The sequence below is a fragment of the Nocardioides sp. genome, assembly GCF_025965415.1.
In the GTDB taxonomy this organism is placed as follows: Bacteria; Actinomycetota; Actinomycetes; order Propionibacteriales; family Nocardioidaceae; genus Nocardioides.
The window spans coordinates 51,640-72,752 of record NZ_JAOPWY010000192.1 but is presented as its reverse complement, the minus strand read 5'-3'; the positions used below and the strand labels follow the sequence as shown (position 1 = coordinate 72,752).

Annotated in this window: 21 protein-coding genes, 1 other RNA gene and 1 riboswitch; of the genes, 17 read left to right on the top strand and 5 right to left on the bottom strand. The window is 72.4% G+C overall.

Annotated elements, in window-relative coordinates; genetic code table 11:
- The 7 genes from JWN97_RS20730 to ssrA form a co-directional block, all read left to right on the top strand.
- Window positions 1-1,052 (top strand): extracellular solute-binding protein (locus JWN97_RS20730; protein WP_297627633.1); only part of this gene is annotated, 1,052 nt, incomplete at its 5' end.
- A gap of 115 nt (window positions 1,053-1,167) precedes the next feature.
- The gene (locus JWN97_RS20725) at window positions 1,168-2,079 is read left to right on the top strand and encodes a sugar ABC transporter permease (protein WP_297627630.1); all 912 of its coding nucleotides are present in this window, start codon (window positions 1,168-1,170) and stop codon (window positions 2,077-2,079) included.
- Entirely contained in the window at window positions 2,076-2,915 is an 840-nt protein-coding gene (locus JWN97_RS20720) for a carbohydrate ABC transporter permease (RefSeq protein WP_297627627.1), read from the top strand. The genes JWN97_RS20725 and JWN97_RS20720 overlap by 4 nt, the downstream gene beginning before the upstream one ends.
- 86 nt (window positions 2,916-3,001) lie before the next feature.
- Window positions 3,002-4,402, top strand: a complete 1,401-nt coding sequence (locus JWN97_RS20715; RefSeq protein WP_297627624.1) for a glycoside hydrolase family 3 N-terminal domain-containing protein — start codon at window positions 3,002-3,004, stop codon at window positions 4,400-4,402.
- The gene (locus JWN97_RS20710; RefSeq protein ID WP_297627621.1) at window positions 4,399-5,313 is read left to right on the top strand and encodes an ROK family protein; all 915 of its coding nucleotides are present in this window, start codon (window positions 4,399-4,401) and stop codon (window positions 5,311-5,313) included. The genes JWN97_RS20715 and JWN97_RS20710 overlap by 4 nt, the downstream gene beginning before the upstream one ends.
- A gap of 42 nt (window positions 5,314-5,355) precedes the next feature.
- Window positions 5,356-6,645, top strand: coding sequence for a hemolysin family protein (locus JWN97_RS20705; RefSeq protein WP_297627617.1), 1,290 nt, complete (start codon window positions 5,356-5,358; stop codon window positions 6,643-6,645).
- A 135-nt stretch (window positions 6,646-6,780) separates the two neighbouring features.
- Window positions 6,781-7,150: a transfer-messenger RNA gene (gene ssrA / locus JWN97_RS20700) on the top strand.
- Window positions 7,151-7,247: 97 nt separating this feature from the next.
- Here ssrA and JWN97_RS20695 read toward each other — a convergent pair.
- Together JWN97_RS20695 and JWN97_RS20690 are read right to left on the bottom strand one after the other, a co-directional pair.
- The gene (locus JWN97_RS20695; RefSeq protein WP_297627614.1) at window positions 7,248-7,952 is read right to left on the bottom strand and encodes a 4a-hydroxytetrahydrobiopterin dehydratase; all 705 of its coding nucleotides are present in this window, start codon (window positions 7,950-7,952) and stop codon (window positions 7,248-7,250) included.
- Between the two features lie 56 nt (window positions 7,953-8,008).
- Window positions 8,009-8,881 carry a cobalamin-binding protein gene (locus JWN97_RS20690; RefSeq protein WP_297627611.1) on the bottom strand — a complete coding sequence of 291 codons (873 nt, stop codon included), beginning with the start codon at window positions 8,879-8,881 and terminating at the stop codon, window positions 8,009-8,011.
- A gap of 108 nt (window positions 8,882-8,989) precedes the next feature.
- Here JWN97_RS20690 and uvrA point away from each other — a divergent pair, with 108 nt between their 5' ends.
- Window positions 8,990-11,452, top strand: a complete 2,463-nt coding sequence (gene uvrA / locus JWN97_RS20685; protein ID WP_297627608.1) for an excinuclease ABC subunit UvrA — start codon at window positions 8,990-8,992, stop codon at window positions 11,450-11,452.
- 18 nt (window positions 11,453-11,470) lie between these two features.
- Complete coding sequence (locus JWN97_RS20680; RefSeq protein ID WP_297627605.1) at window positions 11,471-11,881, top strand: HIT family protein; 411 nt, start codon at window positions 11,471-11,473, stop codon at window positions 11,879-11,881.
- 3 nt (window positions 11,882-11,884) lie between these two features.
- On the opposite strand, the gene JWN97_RS20675 is transcribed toward JWN97_RS20680, so the two are convergent.
- Window positions 11,885-12,955, bottom strand: a complete 1,071-nt coding sequence (locus tag JWN97_RS20675) for a phosphatase PAP2 family protein (protein ID WP_297627603.1) — start codon at window positions 12,953-12,955, stop codon at window positions 11,885-11,887.
- 116 nt (window positions 12,956-13,071) lie between these two features.
- Between JWN97_RS20675 and fabG the strand changes: the two genes are divergently transcribed.
- The 3 genes from fabG to JWN97_RS20660 all read left to right on the top strand — a co-directional run bounded on the left by fabG (window position 13,072) and on the right by JWN97_RS20660 (window position 15,917).
- Complete coding sequence (fabG, locus tag JWN97_RS20670; RefSeq protein WP_297627599.1) at window positions 13,072-13,839, top strand: 3-oxoacyl-ACP reductase FabG; 768 nt, start codon at window positions 13,072-13,074, stop codon at window positions 13,837-13,839.
- Between the two features lie 189 nt (window positions 13,840-14,028).
- Window positions 14,029-14,225: riboswitch (cyclic di-AMP (ydaO/yuaA leader) on the top strand.
- A 3-nt stretch (window positions 14,226-14,228) separates the two neighbouring features.
- A complete protein-coding gene (locus JWN97_RS20665; protein ID WP_297627596.1) occupies window positions 14,229-14,765 on the top strand; it encodes a C40 family peptidase in 537 nt (178 codons plus the stop codon).
- 129 nt (window positions 14,766-14,894) lie between these two features.
- Window positions 14,895-15,917, top strand: coding sequence for a DUF3048 domain-containing protein (locus JWN97_RS20660; RefSeq protein WP_297627593.1), 1,023 nt, complete (start codon window positions 14,895-14,897; stop codon window positions 15,915-15,917).
- Here the strand turns inward: JWN97_RS20660 and JWN97_RS20655 are convergent.
- Entirely contained in the window at window positions 15,901-16,527 is a 627-nt protein-coding gene (locus tag JWN97_RS20655; protein ID WP_297627590.1) for a TetR/AcrR family transcriptional regulator, read from the bottom strand. The genes JWN97_RS20660 and JWN97_RS20655 overlap by 17 nt on opposite strands.
- 106 nt (window positions 16,528-16,633) lie before the next feature.
- On the opposite strand from JWN97_RS20655, the gene JWN97_RS20650 reads away from it, so the two are divergent.
- The 5 genes from JWN97_RS20650 to JWN97_RS20630 all read left to right on the top strand — a co-directional run bounded on the left by JWN97_RS20650 (window position 16,634) and on the right by JWN97_RS20630 (window position 20,582).
- Entirely contained in the window at window positions 16,634-17,161 is a 528-nt protein-coding gene (locus tag JWN97_RS20650; RefSeq protein WP_297627587.1) for a hypothetical protein, read from the top strand.
- Window positions 17,162-17,198: 37 nt separating this feature from the next.
- Window positions 17,199-17,753, top strand: a complete 555-nt coding sequence (locus tag JWN97_RS20645; RefSeq protein ID WP_297627583.1) for a YqgE/AlgH family protein — start codon at window positions 17,199-17,201, stop codon at window positions 17,751-17,753.
- A 23-nt stretch (window positions 17,754-17,776) separates the two neighbouring features.
- Complete coding sequence (locus JWN97_RS20640; RefSeq protein WP_297627580.1) at window positions 17,777-18,070, top strand: DUF3039 domain-containing protein; 294 nt, start codon at window positions 17,777-17,779, stop codon at window positions 18,068-18,070.
- Window positions 18,067-19,845, top strand: a complete 1,779-nt coding sequence (locus tag JWN97_RS20635; protein ID WP_297627577.1) for a DEAD/DEAH box helicase — start codon at window positions 18,067-18,069, stop codon at window positions 19,843-19,845. The genes JWN97_RS20640 and JWN97_RS20635 overlap by 4 nt, the downstream gene beginning before the upstream one ends.
- A gap of 101 nt (window positions 19,846-19,946) precedes the next feature.
- Entirely contained in the window at window positions 19,947-20,582 is a 636-nt protein-coding gene (locus tag JWN97_RS20630) for a helix-turn-helix domain-containing protein (RefSeq protein WP_297627574.1), read from the top strand.
- 3 nt (window positions 20,583-20,585) lie between these two features.
- On the opposite strand, the gene JWN97_RS20625 is transcribed toward JWN97_RS20630, so the two are convergent.
- A complete protein-coding gene (locus tag JWN97_RS20625; RefSeq protein WP_297627571.1) occupies window positions 20,586-21,068 on the bottom strand; it encodes a helix-turn-helix domain-containing protein in 483 nt (160 codons plus the stop codon).
- Window positions 21,069-21,113 lie beyond the last annotated feature (45 nt).

The following is a 21,113-nucleotide window of genomic DNA, read 5'->3' as shown; positions in this document are numbered from 1 at the left end:
TCAACCAGGTCCTGACCTCGAGCGCCGCCGCGGGCGACCTGCCCGACGTCATCGGGGCGCTGCCCCTCGGTCAGGTCCGCACCCTCTCGGCCAACGAGCTCGTGGACACCGCGGCCGTCGGCGACGTGCTCGACACCCTCGACGCCGGCACGTTCAGCGAGAGCTCGCTGGAGCTGACCGCCGACGGCGACGACCAGCTCGCCATCCCCAGCGAGTCCTGGGTGCAGCTGCTGGTCTACCGCAAGGACCTCTTCGAGAAGGCCGGCCTCGAGGTGCCCACCACGCTCGACGAGTTCGTCCAGGCGGCGATCGAGCTCAGGAAGGACAACCCCAAGCCCGCGAACTTCTCCGGCTTCTGGTTCCCCGGGCAGGACTGGCGCAACGGCGCCGCGTTCGTCTGGGCCGCCGGCGGCGACCTGGCGACCGAGGACGGCGGGGAGTGGAGCCCGGCATTGAGCTCGGACGAGTCGCTGGCCGGCCTCGAGATGGCCCAGGAGCTCTTCATGCAGGCCTCGGGGGCACCCAAGGACGGCAACGAGGCCGACCCGTGGACCCCGTTCTGCGCGGGTGAGGTCGGCATGATGTCGACGCCCGGCTGGGTCAAGGGCCTGATCGAGGCCGAGGACACCGGTTGCCCCGACACCTTCGCCAAGCAGATGGGCGTCTTCGCCCTGCCCGGCACCGACGGCGAGCCCGCCCCGGTCCTGCTCGGTGGCTCCGACCTGGCCGTCGCCGCGAAGTCGCAGCACCAGGACCTCGCCCGGGAGGCGATCGCCCTCATGCTGAGCGACGACTACCAGACGATCATGGCGGGGGCCGGGCTGACGCCGGCCAAGGAGTCGCTGGCCTCGCTGCTCGGTGACGACGAGTACGCCGCCGCGACGGTGGCGGCCGCGTCCAACGCCAAGCTCACCCCGGCCGCGCCGGGCTGGGCCAACGTGGAGGGCTCCCGCGTCCTGGAGGACCTCTTCAGCGCCATCGCCCAGGGCGGTGACGTGGCCGAGCTCGCCGGCAAGGCGGACGAGCAGATGAGTGGCCAGCTGAACGGCTGACGCACCGCAGACGGAGGCGGGGGTGGCGCGAGCCGCTGCCCCCGCCGCTGCCTGCCCCCGACGACGCAAGACGCCATGATGACCGGACCCGACGACACGGACGAGAGGGGGCACGATGAGTGACCGCACCCGCGACCGGCGCGCAAGCACCCTGCCGTACGCGCTCATCGGCCCCGCCGTGCTGGCCCTGTGCCTGGCGCTGGGCTATCCGCTCGTGCGCCAGCTCGTGCTGTCGTTCCAGGAGTTCGGCCTCGCCCAGCAGTTCGGTCGCCCGCCGGAGTGGGTGGGGCTGGCCAACTACCGGGAGCTGCTGGGAGACGCCTACCTGTGGCGGGTCACGGCTCGCACGGTCGTCTTCTGCCTCGTCAACGCGGTCGTGACGATGGCGCTCGGCGTCGGCCTCGCGCTGGTCATGCGCGCCATGTCGACCTGGGTGCGTCTGCTCACCCAGACCGGGCTGCTGCTGGCCTGGGCGATGCCGGTCGTCGCCTCGCTGACCGTGTGGCAGTGGCTCTTCGACACCCAGTACGGCGTCGTGAACCACGTCCTGACCCAGCTGGGCGGTGACTTCCAGGGCCACGCGTGGCTGCTGCGCCCGCTGTCGTTCTTCTTCGTCGCGACGGTGATCGTGGTCTGGATGAGCGTCCCGTTCGTCGCGTTCACCGTCTACGCCGCGCTGACCCAGTTGTCCGAGGAGCTGCTCGAGGCGGCCGAGATCGACGGCGCCAGCCTGGCGCAACGGCTGCGCCACGTGACGCTGCCGTCGATCCGCTCGGTGCTCATGGTGGTGGCGCTGCTGCAGGTCATCTGGGACCTGCGCGTCTTCACCCAGATCTACATCCTCCAGGAGGCCGGCGGCAGCGCCCGCGGCACCAACCTCCTCGGCACCTACATCTACCGGCTCGGCATCGGCGGCGGCGACTTCGGCACCTCCGCCGCGGTCGCGGTCTTCATGCTCGGCCTGACCGTCGTGCTGACCGCGCCCTACGTCCGGTCGATGCTGCGCCAGGAGAGGGAGGCCCCATGACCCGCCCCGCTCCGCGTCCGGTGCGCTGGCTGGCCAACACCGTCGGCCTGGTCGCCTTCGTGCTCGCGGCGTTCCCCGTCTACTGGATGGTCAACAGCTCCTTCCTCGACCGCAACGAGATCCGCAACCCGGTGCCGACCTGGGTGCCGTTCGGGGGAGACCTCGACAACTTCCGCACGGTCTTCGCGACCGACCAGTTCGTCAACGCGCTCAAGGTGAGCCTGACGGTCACCGGGCTCACCCTGCTGGTGTCGCTCGGCTTCGCGTTCATCGCGGCCGTCGCGGTCTCGCGGTTCAGGTTCAAGGGCCGGATCTCGTTCATCGTCACCCTGCTGGTCATCCAGATGATCCCCGCCGAGGGGTTGTTCATCTCCCAGTACAAGATGCTCGAGACGATGGAGCTGCTCAATACCGTCGTGGGCCTGACCATCGTCTACGTCGCCGGCGTGCTGCCCTTCACGATCTGGACGTTGCGCGGCTTCGTCGCCGGGGTGCCCTACGAGCTGGAGGAGGCCGCCATGATGGACGGCTGCACCCGCATCCAGGCGTTCTTCCGCATCACCTTCCCCCTGCTCGCGCCCGGGCTGGTCGCGACCGGTGTCTTCGGCTTCATCCAGGCCTGGAACGAGTTCACGCTGGCGCTGGTCGTGATGACCCGCGAGGACCAGCGCACGCTGCCGCTCTGGCTCTCGACCTTCACCGACGTCAACCGCGGCACCGACTGGGGCGGCATCATGGCCGGCTCCACGCTCATCGCCGTACCCGTCATCGTCTTCTTCCTGCTCGTGCAGGGGCGGATGGCCAGCGGGCTGACTGCCGGGGCGGTCAAAGGATGAACCACACCCCACGACGTTCTTCTCCTCCGCTGCGCTCCCCCGAACAACGCCGCGGGGACCCCGATGCTCCAGATGACCTCCGGGTGATGGCGCTGCAGGTGCTGCTGCCGGGCTTCCACGGCACCACGCTGCCGGAGGACCACCGCGCACTGCTGGAGCAGGGCCTCGGCGGCATCTGCTACTTCGGGAGCAACACCGCCGACGGACCCGCGAGCACGGCCGCGCTGAGCGCGGCCATCAGGTCCGCCAACCCCCGGGCCGTGGTCGCAGTGGACGAGGAGGGCGGCGACGTGAGCCGGTTGCACACCCGCGCGCCTAGCCCCGTGCTCGGTGCCGCGGCCCTCGGCGCCGCCGACGACCTGGCGCTGACCGAGGCCGTCGGCGGGTGGATCGGCGCGGAGCTGGCCGCGGTCGGCATCACCCTCGACCTCGGACCGGTCGCCGACGTCAACACCGATCCCGACAACCCGGTGATCGGCACCCGCAGCTTCGGTGACGTGCCGGAGCGGGTCGCCACGCACGCCGCGGCGTGGACCCGCGGCCTCCAGGCCACCGGGGTGGCCGCGTGCGCCAAGCACTTCCCCGGTCACGGCGACACCGCGACCGACAGCCACCTGTCGCTCCCCACGGTCGACGCGGACCTCGCCACCCTCGTCCACCGCGAGCTGGTGCCCTTCGCCGCCGTGGTCGCGGCCGGCGCCGCGTCGGTGATGACGTCGCACATCGTCGTCCCCGCCCTCGACCCTGACCGTCCGGCCACGCTGAGCCCGGTCGTCCTGGCCGTGCTGCGCGAGCGCCTCGGGTTCGACGGCGTCATCGTCAGCGACGCCCTCGACATGGCGGGCGCCTCGGCCGGACGCGGCATCCCGGAGGCGGCCGTGCTCGCCCTGGTCGCCGGCTGCGACCTCCTCTGCCTCGGGCCGGACACGCCCTCCGACCTCGTGGAGGAGGTGGTCGACGCCGTCGTCGCGGCCGTCGACGCGGGGCGGCTGACACGTGCACGACTGGTCGAGGCCGCGGGCCGGGTGCGAGCGATGAGCGTGCCCGTGACCGCCACCGGCGCGCGTACGCCCGACAGGCAGCGGCAGGTCGCGGCGGCCGCCGCGGCACTGGTCGTCGACGGTGACCTCCCCGACCTCGGTGGCGCCCTCGTCGTCAGCGTCGAGACGACCGCCAACATCGCCGTCGGTGCGGTGGCGTGGGGCCTCGAGCCTGACCTCCCGCTGGACCCGTCGTCGCTCGTCGTGCCGGCCACGGTCGCCGCCGACGTACCCCTCGTCGTGCAGGTCCGTGATGCCCACCGGCGGCCCGAGGTGCTGGCCTTCCTGGCGGCGCTGGCCGCGTCGGGGCGCGCCGCGGTCGTCGTCGAGTGGGGGTGGCCCGGCACTCGCGACGTCGGGCTTGCCATCATCAGCACGCGCGGCTCGTCCGGTCCGGGTGTGGCCGCGGTGACCGAGGTGTTGCGAGAGGCAGGGTGGACGCGGTGAACGCCGCACTGGCAGGGACACGAGCGGTCGGGCTCGACATCGGCGGCACCAAGACGCACGGCGTCGTGCTGGGCGAGGACGGCGATCTCCTCGCCGAGGTGCGCGAGTCCACGCGGTCCGGCGCCGACGGCGTGCTGGACACCGCCGGACGGGTCTTCGAGGCGCTGCAGCGCGCGACCGGCGCACCGCTGACCTGCCGGGTCGGGGTCGGGGTGCCGGGCCTTGTCGACGTCGAGCGCGGCGTGCTCCGGCATGCGGTCAACCTCGGCGTCAACGGTGACGACCTGCCCCTGCGCGACCTCCTCGCCGAGCGGCTGGGCGTGCCCGTGGTCCTCGAGAACGACGTCAACGCGGCGGCCCTCGCGGCCCGCGCGCTGGTCGGCGCCGACGACGTGGTCTACCTCAGTGTCGGCACCGGACTGGCCGCCGGGCTGGTGATGGACGGGCGCCTGCGCCGCGGCGACCACGGCGCCGCCGGCGAGATCGGCCACGTGCCGGTGGACCCCGCGGGCGCCGAGTGCGGCTGCGGGCAGGTCGGCTGCCTGGAGACCATCGCGTCGGGGCGCGCGCTCGCCCGGGCGTGGCCCACCAGCGACCAGCCGCCGGCCGCTGCGCTGTTCGCGGCCGCCGCGGCCGGCGACCCCGCCGCCCTGGCGGTGCGCGACCGCTTCTGCTGGGGCGTGGCCAACGCGATCCGTGTCCTCGCGCTGACGATCGACCCCGAGCGGATCGTGCTCGGCGGCGGCGTGAGCGAGGTCGGTGACCCCTTGCGCGTCGAGGTGGTGCACCAGCTGCGGGTGCTGGGCGAGGGGTCGCCCTTCCTCGCCTCCCTCGGGCTGGCCGACCGGCTCAGCCTCCTGCCCCGCCACTACCCGGTGGCCGCCGTCGGCGCCGCGATCCTGGGCAGGTGAGCGGGGGACCACCGGTTCGCCGCGGCTGGCTACGGTGACGGGGTGGCATCCGGAACCTGGATCGACGTCCTGCTCGTGCTCGCCTTCATCCTCGTGGGCGGGGTGTTCGCCGCGACCGAGATCGCCCTCGTCTCGCTGCGCTCCGGCCAGGTCGACCGGCTCGAGGCCCAGGGTGGCCGCGGCCACGCGGTGGCCTCGCTCGCGCGCGACCCCAACCGGTTCCTGTCCGCCGTGCAGATCGGCGTCACGGTGGCGGGCTTCTTCTCCGCCGCGTTCGGCGCCTCCACCTTGGCGCCGTCCTTCGCTCCGGTCTTCGAGAGCCTCGGGGCACCGGCGCCGGAGACGGTGTCGCTGGTCGTCGTGACCCTCGTCGTGTCCTACCTCTCCCTGGTCCTGGGTGAGCTGGTGCCCAAGCGCGTCGCGCTCCAGCGCTCGGTGGGCGTGGCCAAGCTCTTCGCGCCGCCGCTGGGCCGCTTCGCGACCGTGATGACCCCGGTCATCTGGCTGCTGTCGCTCTCGACGAACCTGCTCGTACGCCTCCTCGGCGGCAATCCCGACGCCCTGGGCGACGAGGTCGACGAGGAGGAGCTGCGGCTGATGATCTCGGGGCACGAGGACATCCCCGAGGACGAGCGCAAGCTCGTCGACGACGTCTTCGAGGCCGGCGACCGGTCCCTGGCGGAGGTGATGAAGCCGCGCGGCGACGTGGTCTTCCTCAGCGGCGACCTCACCCTGGCCGAGGCGGTCGCGGTCATCACGACCGAGCCCTACACGCGCTACCCGGTCACCGGCGAGTCCTTCGACGAGGTCCTCGGCTACCTCCACCTCCGCGACGTGCTGGGGCACGCCGACGACCGCACCCGCACGGTCGCCGAGCTCGCCCGCGACCTGCCCGTGCTGCCCCGCACCAACCGGGTGCTGCCCTCCATCGACCAGCTCCGTCGTCTCGGCGCGCACATCGCGCTGGTGGTCGACGAGTACGGCGGCACCGACGGCATCGTCACCCTCGAGGACCTCATGGAGGAGCTGGTCGGCGAGATCCACGACGAGTACGACCGCGACGCGGAGATCGCCGCCTCCGCCGACCCCGAGACGATCGACGCGGGCCTGACCATCGAGGAGTTCGGCGAGCGCACCGGCGTCGAGCTCGCGGACGGGCCCTACGAGACGGTCGCCGGCTACATGCTCCACCGTCTGGCGCGGATGGGCGGCGTGGGCGACACCGTCACCGTCGGCGACCACGTCCTGGAGGTGGCCGAGGTCGACGGGCACCGCATCACGCGCGTACGCGTCCACGCACCAGCGGCCCCGGCACCCGGCGCCGGGGACTGACACGTCCGCGCGCTGCGTCGAGCAGATGGCCGAGATCGTCACCGACGAGCGCCTCGCGTCGCGCTGACGTCCGGCTGGGGGGAATGCGGGCGACGGTGTCGGCGTTGGCACGTATGATCGAGACACAACTCAAGAGGGGCTGATCGGTTTCGACTTGGGACGTTAGTTCCAGGGGAAGCGGGTCGAGAAGCCAGCGTCATCTCGTAAACGATCGCTGGAAACTACAGTTGCCGACTCCAATCGCAACGACTTCGCTCTCGCTGCCTGAGCAGTGATCGAAGGGTCTGACCGGGCATCTGTCTCCGTCCCGGACCCAGGCCTCATCTAGGAGACTTGCTGGTCACTCTCTGTCAGGAGGGGTGATCGGGACTCAATCCTGACTGGGCCTGTCGGCGACGTGTCTGTGCGAGCGCCGGGGCCGAGAAAAGCGACATCACCGACTGCACCCGGAGAAGACCTGGTTCGGCGCTCGAGGACCGGGGTTCGATTCCCCGCAGCTCCACCTCCTCTGTCGAGGGCGGCGTGTGTCACGGCTGTGCCGTGGACCACGTCGCCCTCGACCTTTCCCGTCCGCCCTGCCATGCGGACCTGGTCTGCCGATCTCAGCGAGCAGCGGCGGACACGTCGACGCAGACGACGCCCCGGTTGCCGTCCTGGTCGGCGACCACGGTGAGCCCAGGCGCGTCGCTGTTGTCGACGACGGTTCCGCCCGCCGCGACGGCGGCGGCGATCCGCTGCTCGGCCACCTCGGGCGCCACGTAGACCTCGACGTGCCACCGCTGGCTCGAGGTCGCGTCCTCGCCGGCGTCGTCGAACCACAGGTTCGGCACCCGCACGGTGTCGTCCCGGACCTCGTCGCTGGGTGATCCGCGGCCCTGGGACTCGGCGCTCCCGGTCAGCAGCGCGGCCCACACGGGGGCGATCGTCGCGGAGTCCGCCGTGTCGAGACCGAGCTCGATCTCGCTGACCGAGGCCGGGTCGGCGTCGAGCCCGTGGCCGGCCGCGATCTCGGTGATCCGCCGCGCGAGATCGACGTCCTGCTGGGTCACCCACTCGACGACGTGCTCGGTGCCCTCGTCGTCGCGGTAGACGGCATCGGCGGTGACCAGCTCGAGGTCGACGTGCCCCGTGCCGATCCTCACGCGCGGGTGGTGCCCGAGCACGTCGCCCGCCTTGCCCACGGCGGCGACGAAGCGCACGCCTGTGCCGAAGTCGTCCACGACGTACCTGGCGTGCAGCCCCTGGGCCAGCTTGCGCCACTCGGTCAGGTCGGCCTCGGCGATCTGTGCACCCCGCAGCATGTCCATGCACGGGGACCCTAGCCCGGATCCGGCCGCAGCGGCGTGGTCTTCTTCTGGGCCCCTCAGACGCGGCGGCAGTGCGGGGACGGCGCGTGTGCCTCGGGGTGAAGGATGCCGGCCAGCGCCTCGACCCCGTCCACGAGCCTCGGCCCGGGGCGCGCGAAGTGACCGTCGGCGTCGACCGCCCAGACCGGCACGCCCGGGAAGCGGTGGCGTACGCCCTCCGCCAGGGTCGCGCTGCCCTCCAGGTCGAAGCCGCACGGAGCGCAGACGACGACGTCGGGCCGTGAGCTCACGGCCTCCTCCCACGTGATCCGGCCGGATCGGGTGCCCGCGACACCGAGGGCCGGCTCGCCGCCCGCGCGGGTCACCATCTCGGGGATCCAGTGCCCCGGCGCGAACGGGGGATCGGTCCACTCCAGGACCAGGACGCGCGGCCGGGCCCGACCGGCGACGCGGTCGGCGACGGCGGCCAGGCGCGCCTCCAGCGAGGCGACGAGCTCCGCGGCCTCGGCGGGCCGTGACGTGAGCCCGCCGATCTCGACGATGGAGGCGAGCACGTCGTCGAGGGTGTGCGGATCGATCGTCGCGACGTCCGCGCGGCAGCCGAGGTAGGAGAGCGCGTCGTCGACCGTCCCGACGTCCACGGCACACACCGCACACAGGTCCTGGGTGACCACGAGGTCGGCGTCCAGCTCGGCCAGGGCGCCGGAGTCGAGGCGGTAGAGGTCCTCGCCGGCCGTCATCGCCGCGCCGACGAAGTCGTCGATCTGCTTCGGCGTCAGGCCCTCGGGCATCGCCGACGTGGAGACGATGCGGAGTCCGCGGGCGGCCGGCGGGTGGTCGCACTCGAAGGTCACGCCGACCACGTCGTCGCCCGCCCCGACGGCGAAGAGGATCTCCGTGGCGGACGGGATGAGCGAGACGATGCGCATCCGGCGAGCCTAGGTGACGACCGTGCCCGCAGTCCGTCGACCACGACCTCCGGCACGCCGGGACGGACCGGCCGTCGACGCGCTTTCGCGTGCGAGTAGGAATGCCGTGTGACTGATGACCCGAGGGACCACTTCGTCCACGTCCGGGGGGCGAGCGAGAACAACCTCCGCGACGTCGACCTCGAGATCCCCCGGGACGCGATGGTGGCCTTCACCGGGGTCTCCGGGTCCGGGAAGTCCTCCCTCGCCTTCGGCACCCTGTACGCCGAGGCGCAGCGGCGCTACTTCGAGTCCGTCGCCCCCTACGCCCGCCGGCTGCTGCAGCAGGTCGGCGCGCCGCACGTCCAGGAGATCACCGGGCTGCCGCCCGCGGTGGCCCTCCAGCAGCGTCGGGGCGCGCCGAGCTCGCGCTCGAGCGTCGGCACCCTGACCACGCTGTCCAACCTCGTCCGGATGCTCTACTCGCGGGCCGGCACCTACCCCCCGGGGGCGGAGCGGCTGGCAGCCGAGGCCTTCTCGCCCAACACCGCCTCCGGCGCCTGTCCTCGATGCCACGGGCTCGGCGAGGTGCACGACGTCAGCGAGGACCTGATGGTGCCCGACACCTCGCTGAGCATCCGGGACGGCGCCATCGCCGCCTGGCCCGGTGCCTGGCAGGGGGCCAACCTCCGCAGCATCGTCTCCGGCCTCGGCATCGACCTGGACACTCCGTGGAAGAAGCTGCCGAAGAAGGACCGCGACTGGCTCCTCTTCACCGACGAGCAGCCGTCGGTGCTGGTCAAGCCGGAGCGGGACCGGGTCGACCACGGCTACTACGGCAAGTTCTGGAGCGCTCGCGCCCACGTCAACCACGTCCTGGCGACCTCCAAGAGCCAGATGATGCGGGACAAGGCGATGCGCTTCGTCCGCAGTGCCCCCTGCCCCACCTGCCACGGGACAGGCCTGCAGCCGGCCTCGCTGGCGGTGACCTTCGCCGGGTTGACCATCGCCGAGCTGAACGCGCTGTCCCTGACCGACCTGGTCACGCTCCTGCGCCCGGTCGCCGAGCTCACCGACGTCGAGGCCGCCCGGTCCTCCGCGGACTCGGGGGAGCGGACGGAAGTGGCTGTCCGCCTCTGCGCCGACCTCGTCGCGCGTGCCGAGGTGCTGCTCGACCTCGGGCTGGGCTACCTCGCACTGGGCCGGAGCTCGACCACGCTCTCGCCGGGCGAGGCCCAGCGGCTCCGGATCGCCACGCAGCTGCGCTCGGGCCTCTTCGGGGTCGTCTACGTCCTCGACGAGCCGTCCGCGGGCCTGCACCCTGCCGACGCCGAGCCACTGCTCGAGGTGCTCGACCGCCTGAAGCGCTCGGGCAACTCCCTGTTCGTCGTCGAGCACGACCTCGACGTCGTACGCCGTGCCGACTGGATCGTCGACATCGGCCCGGGTGCCGGGGAGGCCGGGGGCCGGGTGCTGTACTCCGGCCCCGTCGACGGGCTGGAGCAGGTCGAGGGGTCGGTCACCGGTGCGCACCTCTTCGGGCGGGTCGCGCCTCTCGAGCGCCACGGCCGCACCCCGCACGGGTGGCTGCACCTGCGCGGCGTCAGCAGGCACAACCTGGCCGACCTGTCGGTCGACCTCCCGCTGTGCGTCCTGACCGCGGTCACCGGGGTCTCCGGCTCGGGCAAGTCCACGCTGGTCACCCAGGTGCTCGCCGAGCTGGTGCGCCGACACCTCGGCCTGGCGCCGGACGACGAGGAGCAGAGCGAGCTCGAGATCGACGTCCACGACGTGACCGGGCTGGAGTCGTTCGACCGCCTCGTCCGCGTGGACCAGCGGCCGATCGGCCGCACGCCACGGTCCAACCTCGCGACCTACACCGGCCTCTTCGACGCCGTCCGCAAGGTGTTCGCCGCCACGCCCGAGGCGAAGGTCCGCGGCTACGGCGTCGGCCGGTTCTCCTTCAACGTCGCCGAGGGTCGCTGCGAGACCTGTCAGGGGGAGGGCTTCGTCTCGGTCGAGCTGCTCTTCCTGCCCGGGACGTATGCGCCGTGCCCGACGTGCCACGGCGCGCGCTACAACGCCGAGACCCTCCAGATCACCTGGCGCGACCTGACCATCGCCGACGTGCTCGGCCTCACGGTGGAGCAGGCGGCCGACGTCCTCGCCGAGGTGCCGGCCGCCAGTCGCAGCCTCCAGACCCTGCGCGAGGTCGGGCTGGGCTACCTGCGCCTGGGCCAGCCGGCCACCGAGCTCAGTGGCGGAGAGGCACAGCGGATCAAGCTCGCGACCGAGCTGCAACGGGCTCGCAGGGGGCACGCGCTCTACCTGCTCGACGAGCCCACCGCGGGCCTGCACCCGGCCGACATCGCCCTGCTGCTGCGCCAGCTGCACCGGCTGGTCGACGCCGGCAACACCGTGGTGCTCGTCGAGCACGACCTCGACACCGTCGCCACCGCCGACTGGGTCATCGACCTCGGCCCCGGCGGCGGGGACCAGGGCGGTCGGGTGGTGGCCACGGGGACCCCGAGCGACATCGCAGCCGCGGCGGCCAGCGTCACCGGGCCCTACCTGGCCCGGCACCTGGCCTGAGCAGGCAGACTGACGCGCATGGCCGACTGCGTCTTCTGCCGGATCGTCTCCGGCGAGATCCCGGGCCACGTCGTCCTCGACACCGACGACTTCGTCGCCTTCCTCGACGCCCGCCCGGTCTTCAAGGGCCACGTCCTGCTGGTGCCGCGCGCGCACGTCGAGACGCTGCCCGACCTGCCCGCCGAGCTGGGAGCGGGCCTCGTCGCCGCCTCGCAACGGCTCGCGACCGCGGCGAAGGAGGGCCTCGGCGCGCAGGGCTCCTTCGTCGCCATCAACAACACCGTGAGCCAGTCGGTGCCCCACCTCCACGTCCACGTCGTGCCGCGCACCAAGGGCGACGGACTGCGCGGCTTCTTCTGGCCCCGCACGAAGTACGCCGAGGGCGAGGCGGAGTCGTACGCCGAGCGCCTGCGCGCCGCGCTGACCTGAGGGTCAGCCGCGGGGACCGGGGAGCGCGTCGGCCCGGGAGGTGGCCGGGACCTCGAGGACGGGGCGGAAGGTCCACGGCTCGTCACGGCGCCTCAGCGGGTTGCCGGTGGCGCGCCCGGCCAGGGCGACGGCCGCGACCCCGACGCCCACCCCGGCGATGACGTCCACGAAGAAGTGCCACCCGAGGTAGATCGTCGCCACGATGGTGAGGGCCAGGAAGGTCCACGCCGCGACGCGCACGAGGGCGGGCAGCCGCATCGCCTCGGCGATGAGGCAGACGGTGACCATGACGGCCACGTGCAGGGAGGCGAAGGCCGCGATGGTCTGCACCGTGTGCGTGTCCCAGGGGCCGGAGAGGACCTCGATCCGGTCCGTGAGCAGCACGTCGCGCACCGCGGTGTTGGGGGTGTGGGGCAGGGAGCTGAACCAGCCGGGGTAGGAGTACGTCGGGCCGAGGGAGGGCACGGCGTAGTAGAGGGCGGCGCCCAGGCACCAGTTCAGCGAGATCGCCGTGACGTACCACGCGCCGGCCGTCGACCGGCGCGTCCAGACCAGGGCGATGGCGAGCGTGGCCGGCACCAGGCCGATCCAGATCAGGTAGACCGCCGCCATCACCCAGTTGGCCCACGTGGTGCCGAGGGTCTCGTGCAGGAGGACCGCCGGGTCGTGGCCGAGCCACAGCAGCCGGTCGAGGCGGGCGAGCTGGGGGTCGGCCAACCGGTCGGTCACGAAGGGGACGTAGCTCTTGAGGTTGCGGAAGGCCACGTAGGCGACGTACCAGGTGACGAGCCCGCTCACCGTGAACCGGATCTGGTCGCGGTTCCACCGCTCGACGAGCACCGCCCGGAAGGCGGCGCCGGGTGCCGTGCCGCCGCGGCGCACCAGCAGGACCCACCGGGTCGCGACGTCCAGTGCCACCGCCGAGGCCACGATCACGGGCAGCCGGAACCAGGTGGGCAGGGAGGCGCCGTCGGGGTCACGCAGGGGCAGGTGGTGGGTCCACGCGACCAGCGCAGCCAGCATCGCCATCACGGCCGCGACGACAGCGGCGGCGCGAAATTCCCCCCGACCCATGGGCACACCGTAGCGACCCCGGCCGGGGTGGACCGGACCAGACCGGACGGTAACCTCGCCTCGATCCCCCTTCGACCTCACTTCCCACCCCCCTCTAGACCCCTCTAGGAGTCCCCATGGGTCTGTTCGACCGCCGTGTCGCCCTCATCACCGGAGCAGCCCGAGGCATCGGCTTCGGCATCGCGCAGCGCTTCGCCAGCGAGGGCGCGTCCATCGCGATCCTCGACCTCGACGAGGCCGCAGCCCAGGACGCCGCCGGCCGGCTGGAGCTGGCCGACGGAGCCCGGGCGATCGGCGTCGGCTGCGACGTCGTGGACGGCGCGGCCGCCGAGGCCGCCGTGCAACGGGTGGTCGACGAGCTCGGCGGGATCCACATCCTCGTCAACAACGCCGGCATCACCCGCGACAACCTGCTCTTCAAGATGACCGAGGACGACTGGGACCTGGTCATGGGCGTGCACCTCAAGGGCGTCTTCAACATGACCAAGGCGGCGCAGTCGCGGTTCGTGGAGCAGAAGTACGGCAAGATCCTCAACCTCTCCAGCGTCTCCGCGCTGGGCAACCGCGGGCAGGCCAACTACTCCGCCGCCAAGATGGGCATCCAGGGCCTCACGCGCACGCTCGGCATCGAGCTCGGCCCGTACGGCGTCACCGCCAACGCGATCGCCCCCGGCTTCATCGTCACCGAGATGACCGACGCCACCGCCCGGCGCCTCAAGATGGAGCCCGAGGAGCTGCAGCGGCTCAACGCCGAGGTGACCCCCGTGCGCCGGGTGGGCCAGCCCGAGGACATCGCGGCCGCCGCCGCGTTCCTCTGCAGCGACGATGCGTCCTTCATCACAGGCCAAACGCTCTACGTCGACGGCGGTCGCAAGCTCGGCTGAGCGTGACGGTGCACCGAGCCACTCCACGTCGGGGTGAGTGAGATCACGGCCCCGACCCGCATGCGTGCGGGTCGGGGCCGTCGCTCGTGTTGCCGCGCCCGGTGCGGCGTGCCTACCGTGATGGGGCGGTCAAGAGACCCACAGGACGGCTCGGGCCCGCCTGCTGGTGCCCGACCGAACAGACACCCGTTCCGGACAACGCCGAGTCCTGCCCGACCGGAGCGGACCCCCGAGATCAATCGAGGGCAGGAGTGGGGGACCCACAGGTTCCACTGCCGGTTCGCGCAGGTCTGCGTGCACCGGCTCGGGGTGAAGCCGCCGAGAGGTGGCGGGGCACCTTCCAGCCCCAACCCGACAGCTCACCTCACAGGCGTGGGAAAGGAACACTCATGCCTGCGACCCTACGTAGGGCGCGAGCGCTGGCGCTCGCCCTGGCCGGTCTCGGCCTCACCGCATCCACCCTGTCCACGCTGCCGGCCACGGCCGCCTCGGCAGAACCGGCCGCCGCGGCCCCGACGACGGCAGCGAAGAAGCCCACGCCCCGTCAGCGCGTCGCCACCCGGGTCCTCAGCGCCCGCGACACGGCCATGCGCCAGCGCGGCGACTGGTATGCGTACGGCGCCTCCGGGCCGGCCCGCTTCGACTGCTCGGGGCTGGTCTACTACAGCTTCCGCCGGGCCGGCTTCCCGGTGCCGCGCACGTCGAGCGCCCAGGCGGGGTTCGCCCGCCGCATCGCCAAGGCGGACATGCGCCCCGGCGACCTGATGTTCTTCTACGGCAGCGGCGGGGTCTACCACGCGGCGATCTTCCTGCGCTGGTCGCGCGGCCACGCCTTGATGGTCCACTCGCCCGGCTCGGGCCAGCGGGTCCAGGTGGCCGTGCCGTGGACGTCCCAGTGGTTCGGCGGCACCCTGCGCCGCCGCTGACAGGCGCGGATTGGTAGGCAGTTCCTGCTGATCTACCCTGTGGCGCGCCTTCCGGGATCGGGGAAGGCGCGCCTTCACACTTCTCGGCAGAACCGCCTGCTCGTCACCCCCGCTGGATCGGAGCTCCCCGTGCGTCACCGTCTTCACCCGTCCTCGTCCCAGGCAGTCGTCGCCACGCTCGTCGCGGCCGCGCTGCTCCTCGCCGGCTGCGGTGGCGGGGACGAGGAGGCGCCGAGCGACGCCGCCCCCTCCGAGCCCACCTCGTCGGAGACGAGCGAGGCCCCGCCGGAGCCGGCGTACTGGCCCCTGACCGGCCTCGAGCGCACCGGCAACGCCCCCCAGCACCCGGTGATCGTCACCAAGGTCGACAACACCTCGTCCAGCGCCCCTCAGGTCGGACTCGGCTCGGCCGACCTGGTCGTGGAGGAGCTCGTCGAGGGCGGCTACACGCGCCTCGCGGCCTTCTACTACTCCAAGGTCCCGGCCGACATCGGTCCGGTGCGCTCCATGCGTGCCAGCGACATCAGCATCGTGCCCGAGGGCGCCACCGTGGTGACCAGCGGCGCCGCGCCCGTCACGATCAACCGCGTCAACTCCGCCGGGATCCCGTGGATCACCGAGGGCGCCGCAGGCGTCTACCGCGAGACCTCGCGCTCGGCGCCCTACAACCTCTTCGCCCGCCTCGGCGAGATCTCCAAACGGCTCAAGGCCGACGAGGAGCCGCCGCCCTACCTGCCGTGGGGCACCGAGGCCGACCTGCCCAAGGGCGGCAGGGCCAGCACCATCACCGCCGACTTCGGGGGGCACTCGACGACGTGGCAGTTCGAGGGCGGCCGCTACGTCAACACCAACTCCTACGCCGCCGAGGGCGACCGGTTCCCGGCCGACTCCGTGCTGGTCATGCGGGTCAAGGTCGGCGACGCCGGCTACCGCGACCCGGCCGGCTACCCGGTGCCGGAGACGAAGTTCGAGGGCACGGGCGCCGCGCTGCTCTTCCACGGCGGTCGCGTCGTGAAGGGCACCTGGACCAAGGACGGGCTCACCGGCGCCATCGAGCTGTCCACCAAGAACGGTGACCTCACCGTGCCCGCGGGCCACGTCTGGGTCGAGCTCGTCCCCGCGGTCAACGGCAACCTCACGTTCGCGAAGTAGGAGCGGCGCCGCTCTCCAGCAGCTGCTGGAGGCCGGCCAGGATGAAGCCGATCGCTGCCTCCACGCGCGCCGCGGCGGCCGCGGGGTCCTCGCTCGCCGCGACGGAGCCCCCGGCCGCCGACATCGCGCCGAAGAAGATGCGGGTGAAGGTGTCGAGCATCTCGGGGTCGAGGTCCCACTCGTCCGAGGTGAGCACCGAGCGCACGATCTCGTCGACGATGGCGTACGTCGACCGCTCCTCCTGCTCGCGGAACCGCTCGTGGCCCAGCACGGAGGGCCCGTCGGCGATGACGATCTGGCGGTAGGCCGGCTCCTGCACCGCGCCGAGGAAGGCGCGGAGACCGGCCTGCGCCTTCGCCCACGGGTCGCGGTGTCCGTCGGTGGCCTCCGAGATTCCGCTGGTCGCCCGCGACTCCACCCGCTCGAAGGCTGCCTCGAAGATCGCCTGCTTGCCGCTGAAGTGGTGGTAGAGCGCGCCCTTGGTCACGTCGGCGCCCGCGACGATCGCGTCGAGCGAGGTCGCGGTGTAGCCGTGCTCGGTGAAGAGCTGCTCGGCCACGTCGACGAGCGCACGCTTGGTGGAGGCCGAGAAGCGTGCACGCCGAGTCATGGGCGCAGCCTAGGTGACCCGACTCACGCGGGAGGCGTTTGGCGACGGACGCAGCCGTGGGCATACTGAAAGTACGTACCCTCAGTATGTTCCTGAAGGAGACCCCATGACCTGGACGTCCCACCACCGTCGCGCAGATGTGCTCCGCGACGTCATCCGCACCGCGGACGACCGACTCGACGGTCGCCTGCCGCTCGACGTGGCGGGCGTCGCCGACACCTTCGGCGACGACCTCGCGCTGCTGGGAGCGCTGACCCTGCGCTGGCACACCCGACTGGCCGGCCACATCGAGCGCCAGCTCGCCGACCAGCCCCTCGACCTCGAGAACGCCGTCACCCTCGCGTGGCTCGCCGCCGCCGAGGACATGCCCGGCACCCGGGCCGTCATCGACCACCACGTCGCCGAGCCCACGAGCCCCGAGATGGCGCGCACCCTGGCCGTGGCGACCGGCAAGGAGCGCGAGATGCTCGCCCTGATGGCCGGTCTCGCCAGCGGGCCGGGGGAGGCCGCCGCCCGGGTGGGGCGGTCCATCGAGCTGGCCGCGCGGGCGTCGTACGTCCCGGGCGCGCGCAGGCCGACCACGGCCGAGGCGCCCTCCCTCGTGCAGCGTCTCAGGGCGGTGCTGGCCGCCTGAGGTGTGCCATGCCCGGTGGATCGGACATGATGGAGGCATGCAGCTGGCATCGGGGATGCTGCTGGTGGCGACGCCGGCACTGCAGGATCCCAACTTCGTCGACACCGTCGTGCTGCTGCTCGACGTCAACGACGAGGGCGCCCTCGGTGTCGTGCTCAACCGGCCCTCGCAGGTCCTCGTCGCCGACGTGCTGGAGCCGTGGCGCGACGCCGTGGCCGAGCCCGAGGTCCTGTTCCGGGGGGGACCGGTCGGCACCGACGGCGCGCTCGCGGTCGCGGCGCTGCGTGACCCGCAGGACGTGCCGGTCGGGTGGCGTCCCGTCGCCGGAGTGCTGGGCATGGTGGACCTCGACACCCCGACCGAGCTCGTCGACGGCTCGCTGACCGCGATGCGGGTCTTCGCCGGCTACGCCGGCTGGGGTGCCGAGCAGCTCGAGGTGGAGGTCGAGGAGGGCAGCTGGTACGTCGTCACCGGCGAGGCCGGTGATGCGTTCCGCGGCGACACCACGGGCCTGCGTCGCGACGTGATGCGGCGCCAGCCGGGCATGCTGGCGTGGCACGTCAACCGCCCCGTCGATCCCGACATGAACTGACCCAGCGGTTAGGCTTTCCCATCATGAGCACCATCGGATTCTCCCCCGGCAGCCAGACGATCGAAGATCGTCGGACGGTGCCCACCGACGAGGGCGACCACGAGCGGTTCTCCCACTACGTCCCCAAGGACAAGCTCACCGAGGCCATGGTCATGGGCACCCCCGTGATCGCCCTGTGCGGCAAGGTCTGGGTCCCGTCGCGTGCCCCGGAGAAGTTCCCCGTGTGCCCCGACTGCAAGGAGATCTGGGAGTCGATGAATCCCGGTGACAAGCCCGGCGGCGGATCTGGCGGCGACGGCGCGGGTCCCGAGGCGTGACGGGGCGGCCCGAGCTGCCGCTGCCTCCCGCGTGGCCCGACCGGGCCGCCTGGGGCACCGCGCCCTCCCTCCGCGCCTGGCAGCAGGCCGCGATGGACTCCTACCAGGCGCGCCAGCCGCGCGACTTCCTCGCGGTGGCGACGCCGGGCGCCGGCAAGACGACCTTCGCGCTCACCGTCGCGGCCGACCTGCTGAGCCGTCGCGTCGTGGACCGGATCACCGTCGTCGCGCCGACCGAGCACCTCAAGACGCAGTGGGCCGAGGCCGCCGCCAAGGCGGGCATCCCGATCGACCCGGCCTACTCCGCCGGCAAGGGCCGGACCTCCGACGACTACGTCGGCATCGCGGTGACGTACGCCGGTGTCGCGGTCAACCCGCTCGCCATGCGGATCCGCACCGAGCGCTTCAAGACCCTCGTCATCCTCGACGAGATCCACCACGCCGGCGACGCGCTGTCGTGGGGCGAGGGCGTGCGCGAGTCCTTCGACCCCGCCACCCGTCGGCTGTCCCTGACCGGGACGCCGTTCCGCTCCGACATCAACCCGATCCCGTTCGTCACCTACGCGCCCGGCGACGACGGCATCCCCGTGTCGGCGCCCGACTTCACCTACGGCTACGCCCACGCCCTCGCCGACCACGTCGTGCGCCCGGTGCTCTTCATGGCCTACTCCGGGGAGATGCAGTGGCGCACCCGCGCCGGCGACGAGATCGTGGCCCGGCTGGGCGAGCCGCTCACCAAGGACATGCACGCCCACGCACTGCGGACGGCCCTCGACCCGCAGGGGTCCTGGATGCCCGCGGTGCTCGAGGCCGCGGACAAGCGGCTGTCGGAGGTACGCCGTCACGTCCCCGACGCCGGCGGGATGGTCATCGCCAGCGACCAGGAGAGCGCCCGCGCCTATGCCGGGCTGCTGAAGAAGATCACCGGCGAGTCGCCGACCGTCGTGCTCTCCGACGAGAAGGGCGCCTCGAAGAAGATCGCGACCTACACGGAGTCCGACAAGCGCTGGCTGGTCGCGGTCCGGATGGTGTCCGAGGGCGTCGACGTGCCCCGCCTCGCCGTCGGGGTGTGGGCCACCACCACGTCGACGCCGCTGTTCTTCGCTCAGGCCGTCGGTCGCTTCGTGCGCGCCCGCTCGCGCGGCGAGACCGCCTCGGTCTTCCTGCCCTCGGTGCCCCACCTGCTGGAGTTCGCCTCCGACATGGAGGCGCAGCGCGACCACGTGCTCGGCCGGCGGGTCCAGGACGAGGACGACATCTTCGCGGCCGAGAACGACCTCCTCGCCGAGGCCAACGCGGGGGAGTCGGCCTCCGACGAGCTCGAGATGTCGTGGGAGGCGCTGGGCTCGACGGCGTCCTTCGACCACGTCCTCTACGACGGGGCGCAGTTCGGCCACTCCGGCGAGGTGCTGTCCGGGTCGGAGGAGGAGATGGACTTCCTCGGCATCCCAGGCCTCCTCGAGCCCGACCAGGTCCGCGAGCTGCTCCACTCCCGGCAGAGCGAGCGCGCCCGCAAGCAGAAGGCCGACGGCGTGGGCGACCGGGTGGTCGACTCCGTGGAGCAGCTGAGCACCCACCAGCAGCTCGGCGTGCTGCGTCGCGAGCTCAACGGGCTGGTCGCCGCCTGGCACCACCGCACCGGACAGGCGCACGGCATCACCCACTCCGCCCTGCGCAAGGAGTGCGGCGGACCGCCGGCGGCCGTGGCCAACGCCGACCAGCTGCACGAGCGGATCAACCGGATCCGCGAGTGGGCGATGCGGCAGAGCTCCTGAGACCTGGGTCTCGACGCGCCGTCGCGAGCTCGGCCGCGGGCCTGCTCCACCTCCCGCCACACGCGGTGCGCGACTGCGTCGCGCCCCACTAGTGTCGTGACATGCCCTCGGAGACCTCCCAGACGCTCGACCGCGGACTCCGGGTCCTGCGCGTGCTGGCCGAGAGTCCCGAGGGCCTCACCATCACCGAGCTCTCCGGGCGCCTGCAGGTCAACCGCACGGTGGTCTACCGCCTGATCAGCACGCTGGAGCAGCACGGGCTGGTCCGGCGCGACGCGCGCTCACGGCTGTTCGTCGGCCTCGGGGTGCTCCATCTGGCCAGTGCCGTCCAGCCGATCCTGCGCGACCTGGCGATGCCCGTGCTGCGCTCGCTCGCCGAGTCGATCGGCTCGACCGCGCACCTCACGGTGGCCGACGGCGACGAGGCCCTGGCCCTCGCGGTGGTGGAGCCGACGTGGACCGACTTCCACGTCGCCTACCGGGTCGGTGCCCGGCACCCGCTCTCGCAGGGGGCGGCCGGCAAGGCCATCGCGCTGCTCGACGTGGCGGAGCCGTCGTACGCCGTCACGAGCGGGGAGCTGCAGAGCGGCGCGCGCGGGCTCGCGGCACCGGTGCGCGGCGTCGAGGGGCTGCGCGCGAGCGTCGGCGTGGTGACACTGGCGGACGCGATCGACGAGGCCGTGGTCGCGCCGCAGGTGATCGCGGCCGCCCAGGAGGTCGCGGCGCGGCTGCGCTGAGGCTCACGCGCCGAACGGCTTGATCCCCGGCCCGGGGCGGCTCACGACGTCGCGCGGGCCGGCGGGCTCGTGGCCCTCTGCGCACCGGACGAACACCTCGACCGGCGCCCCGCAGCCGCGGTGCGCGAACTCGACGGGCGGGCCGTCGTCGTCGGCGTAGTAGCGGTCGCCCCACTCCGCGACGGCGAGCATGACCGGGACGAGCTCGAAGCCCTTGTCGGTGAAGCGGTACTCGTGGCGCTCGCGCTGGCCCTCCTCGCGGTAGGCCACGCGCCGCAGGATGTCGTGCTCGACGAGCAGGGCCAGCCGGTCGGTGAGGACCTGCCGCGGCATCCCGGTGTGGCGGCGCATGTCGTCGAAGCGCCGGATGCCGTTGGCGACCTCGCGCACCACCACGAACGTCCACCGCTCGCCCAGCACGGCCATCGCCCGACCGATCGTGCAGTTGTCGGTCGAGAAGGCGAGCGCGGCGGGAGGTGTGGCCATGCCCACATGCTAGGTCCAGTTGACAGACTCAGGCAAGGAACCGCA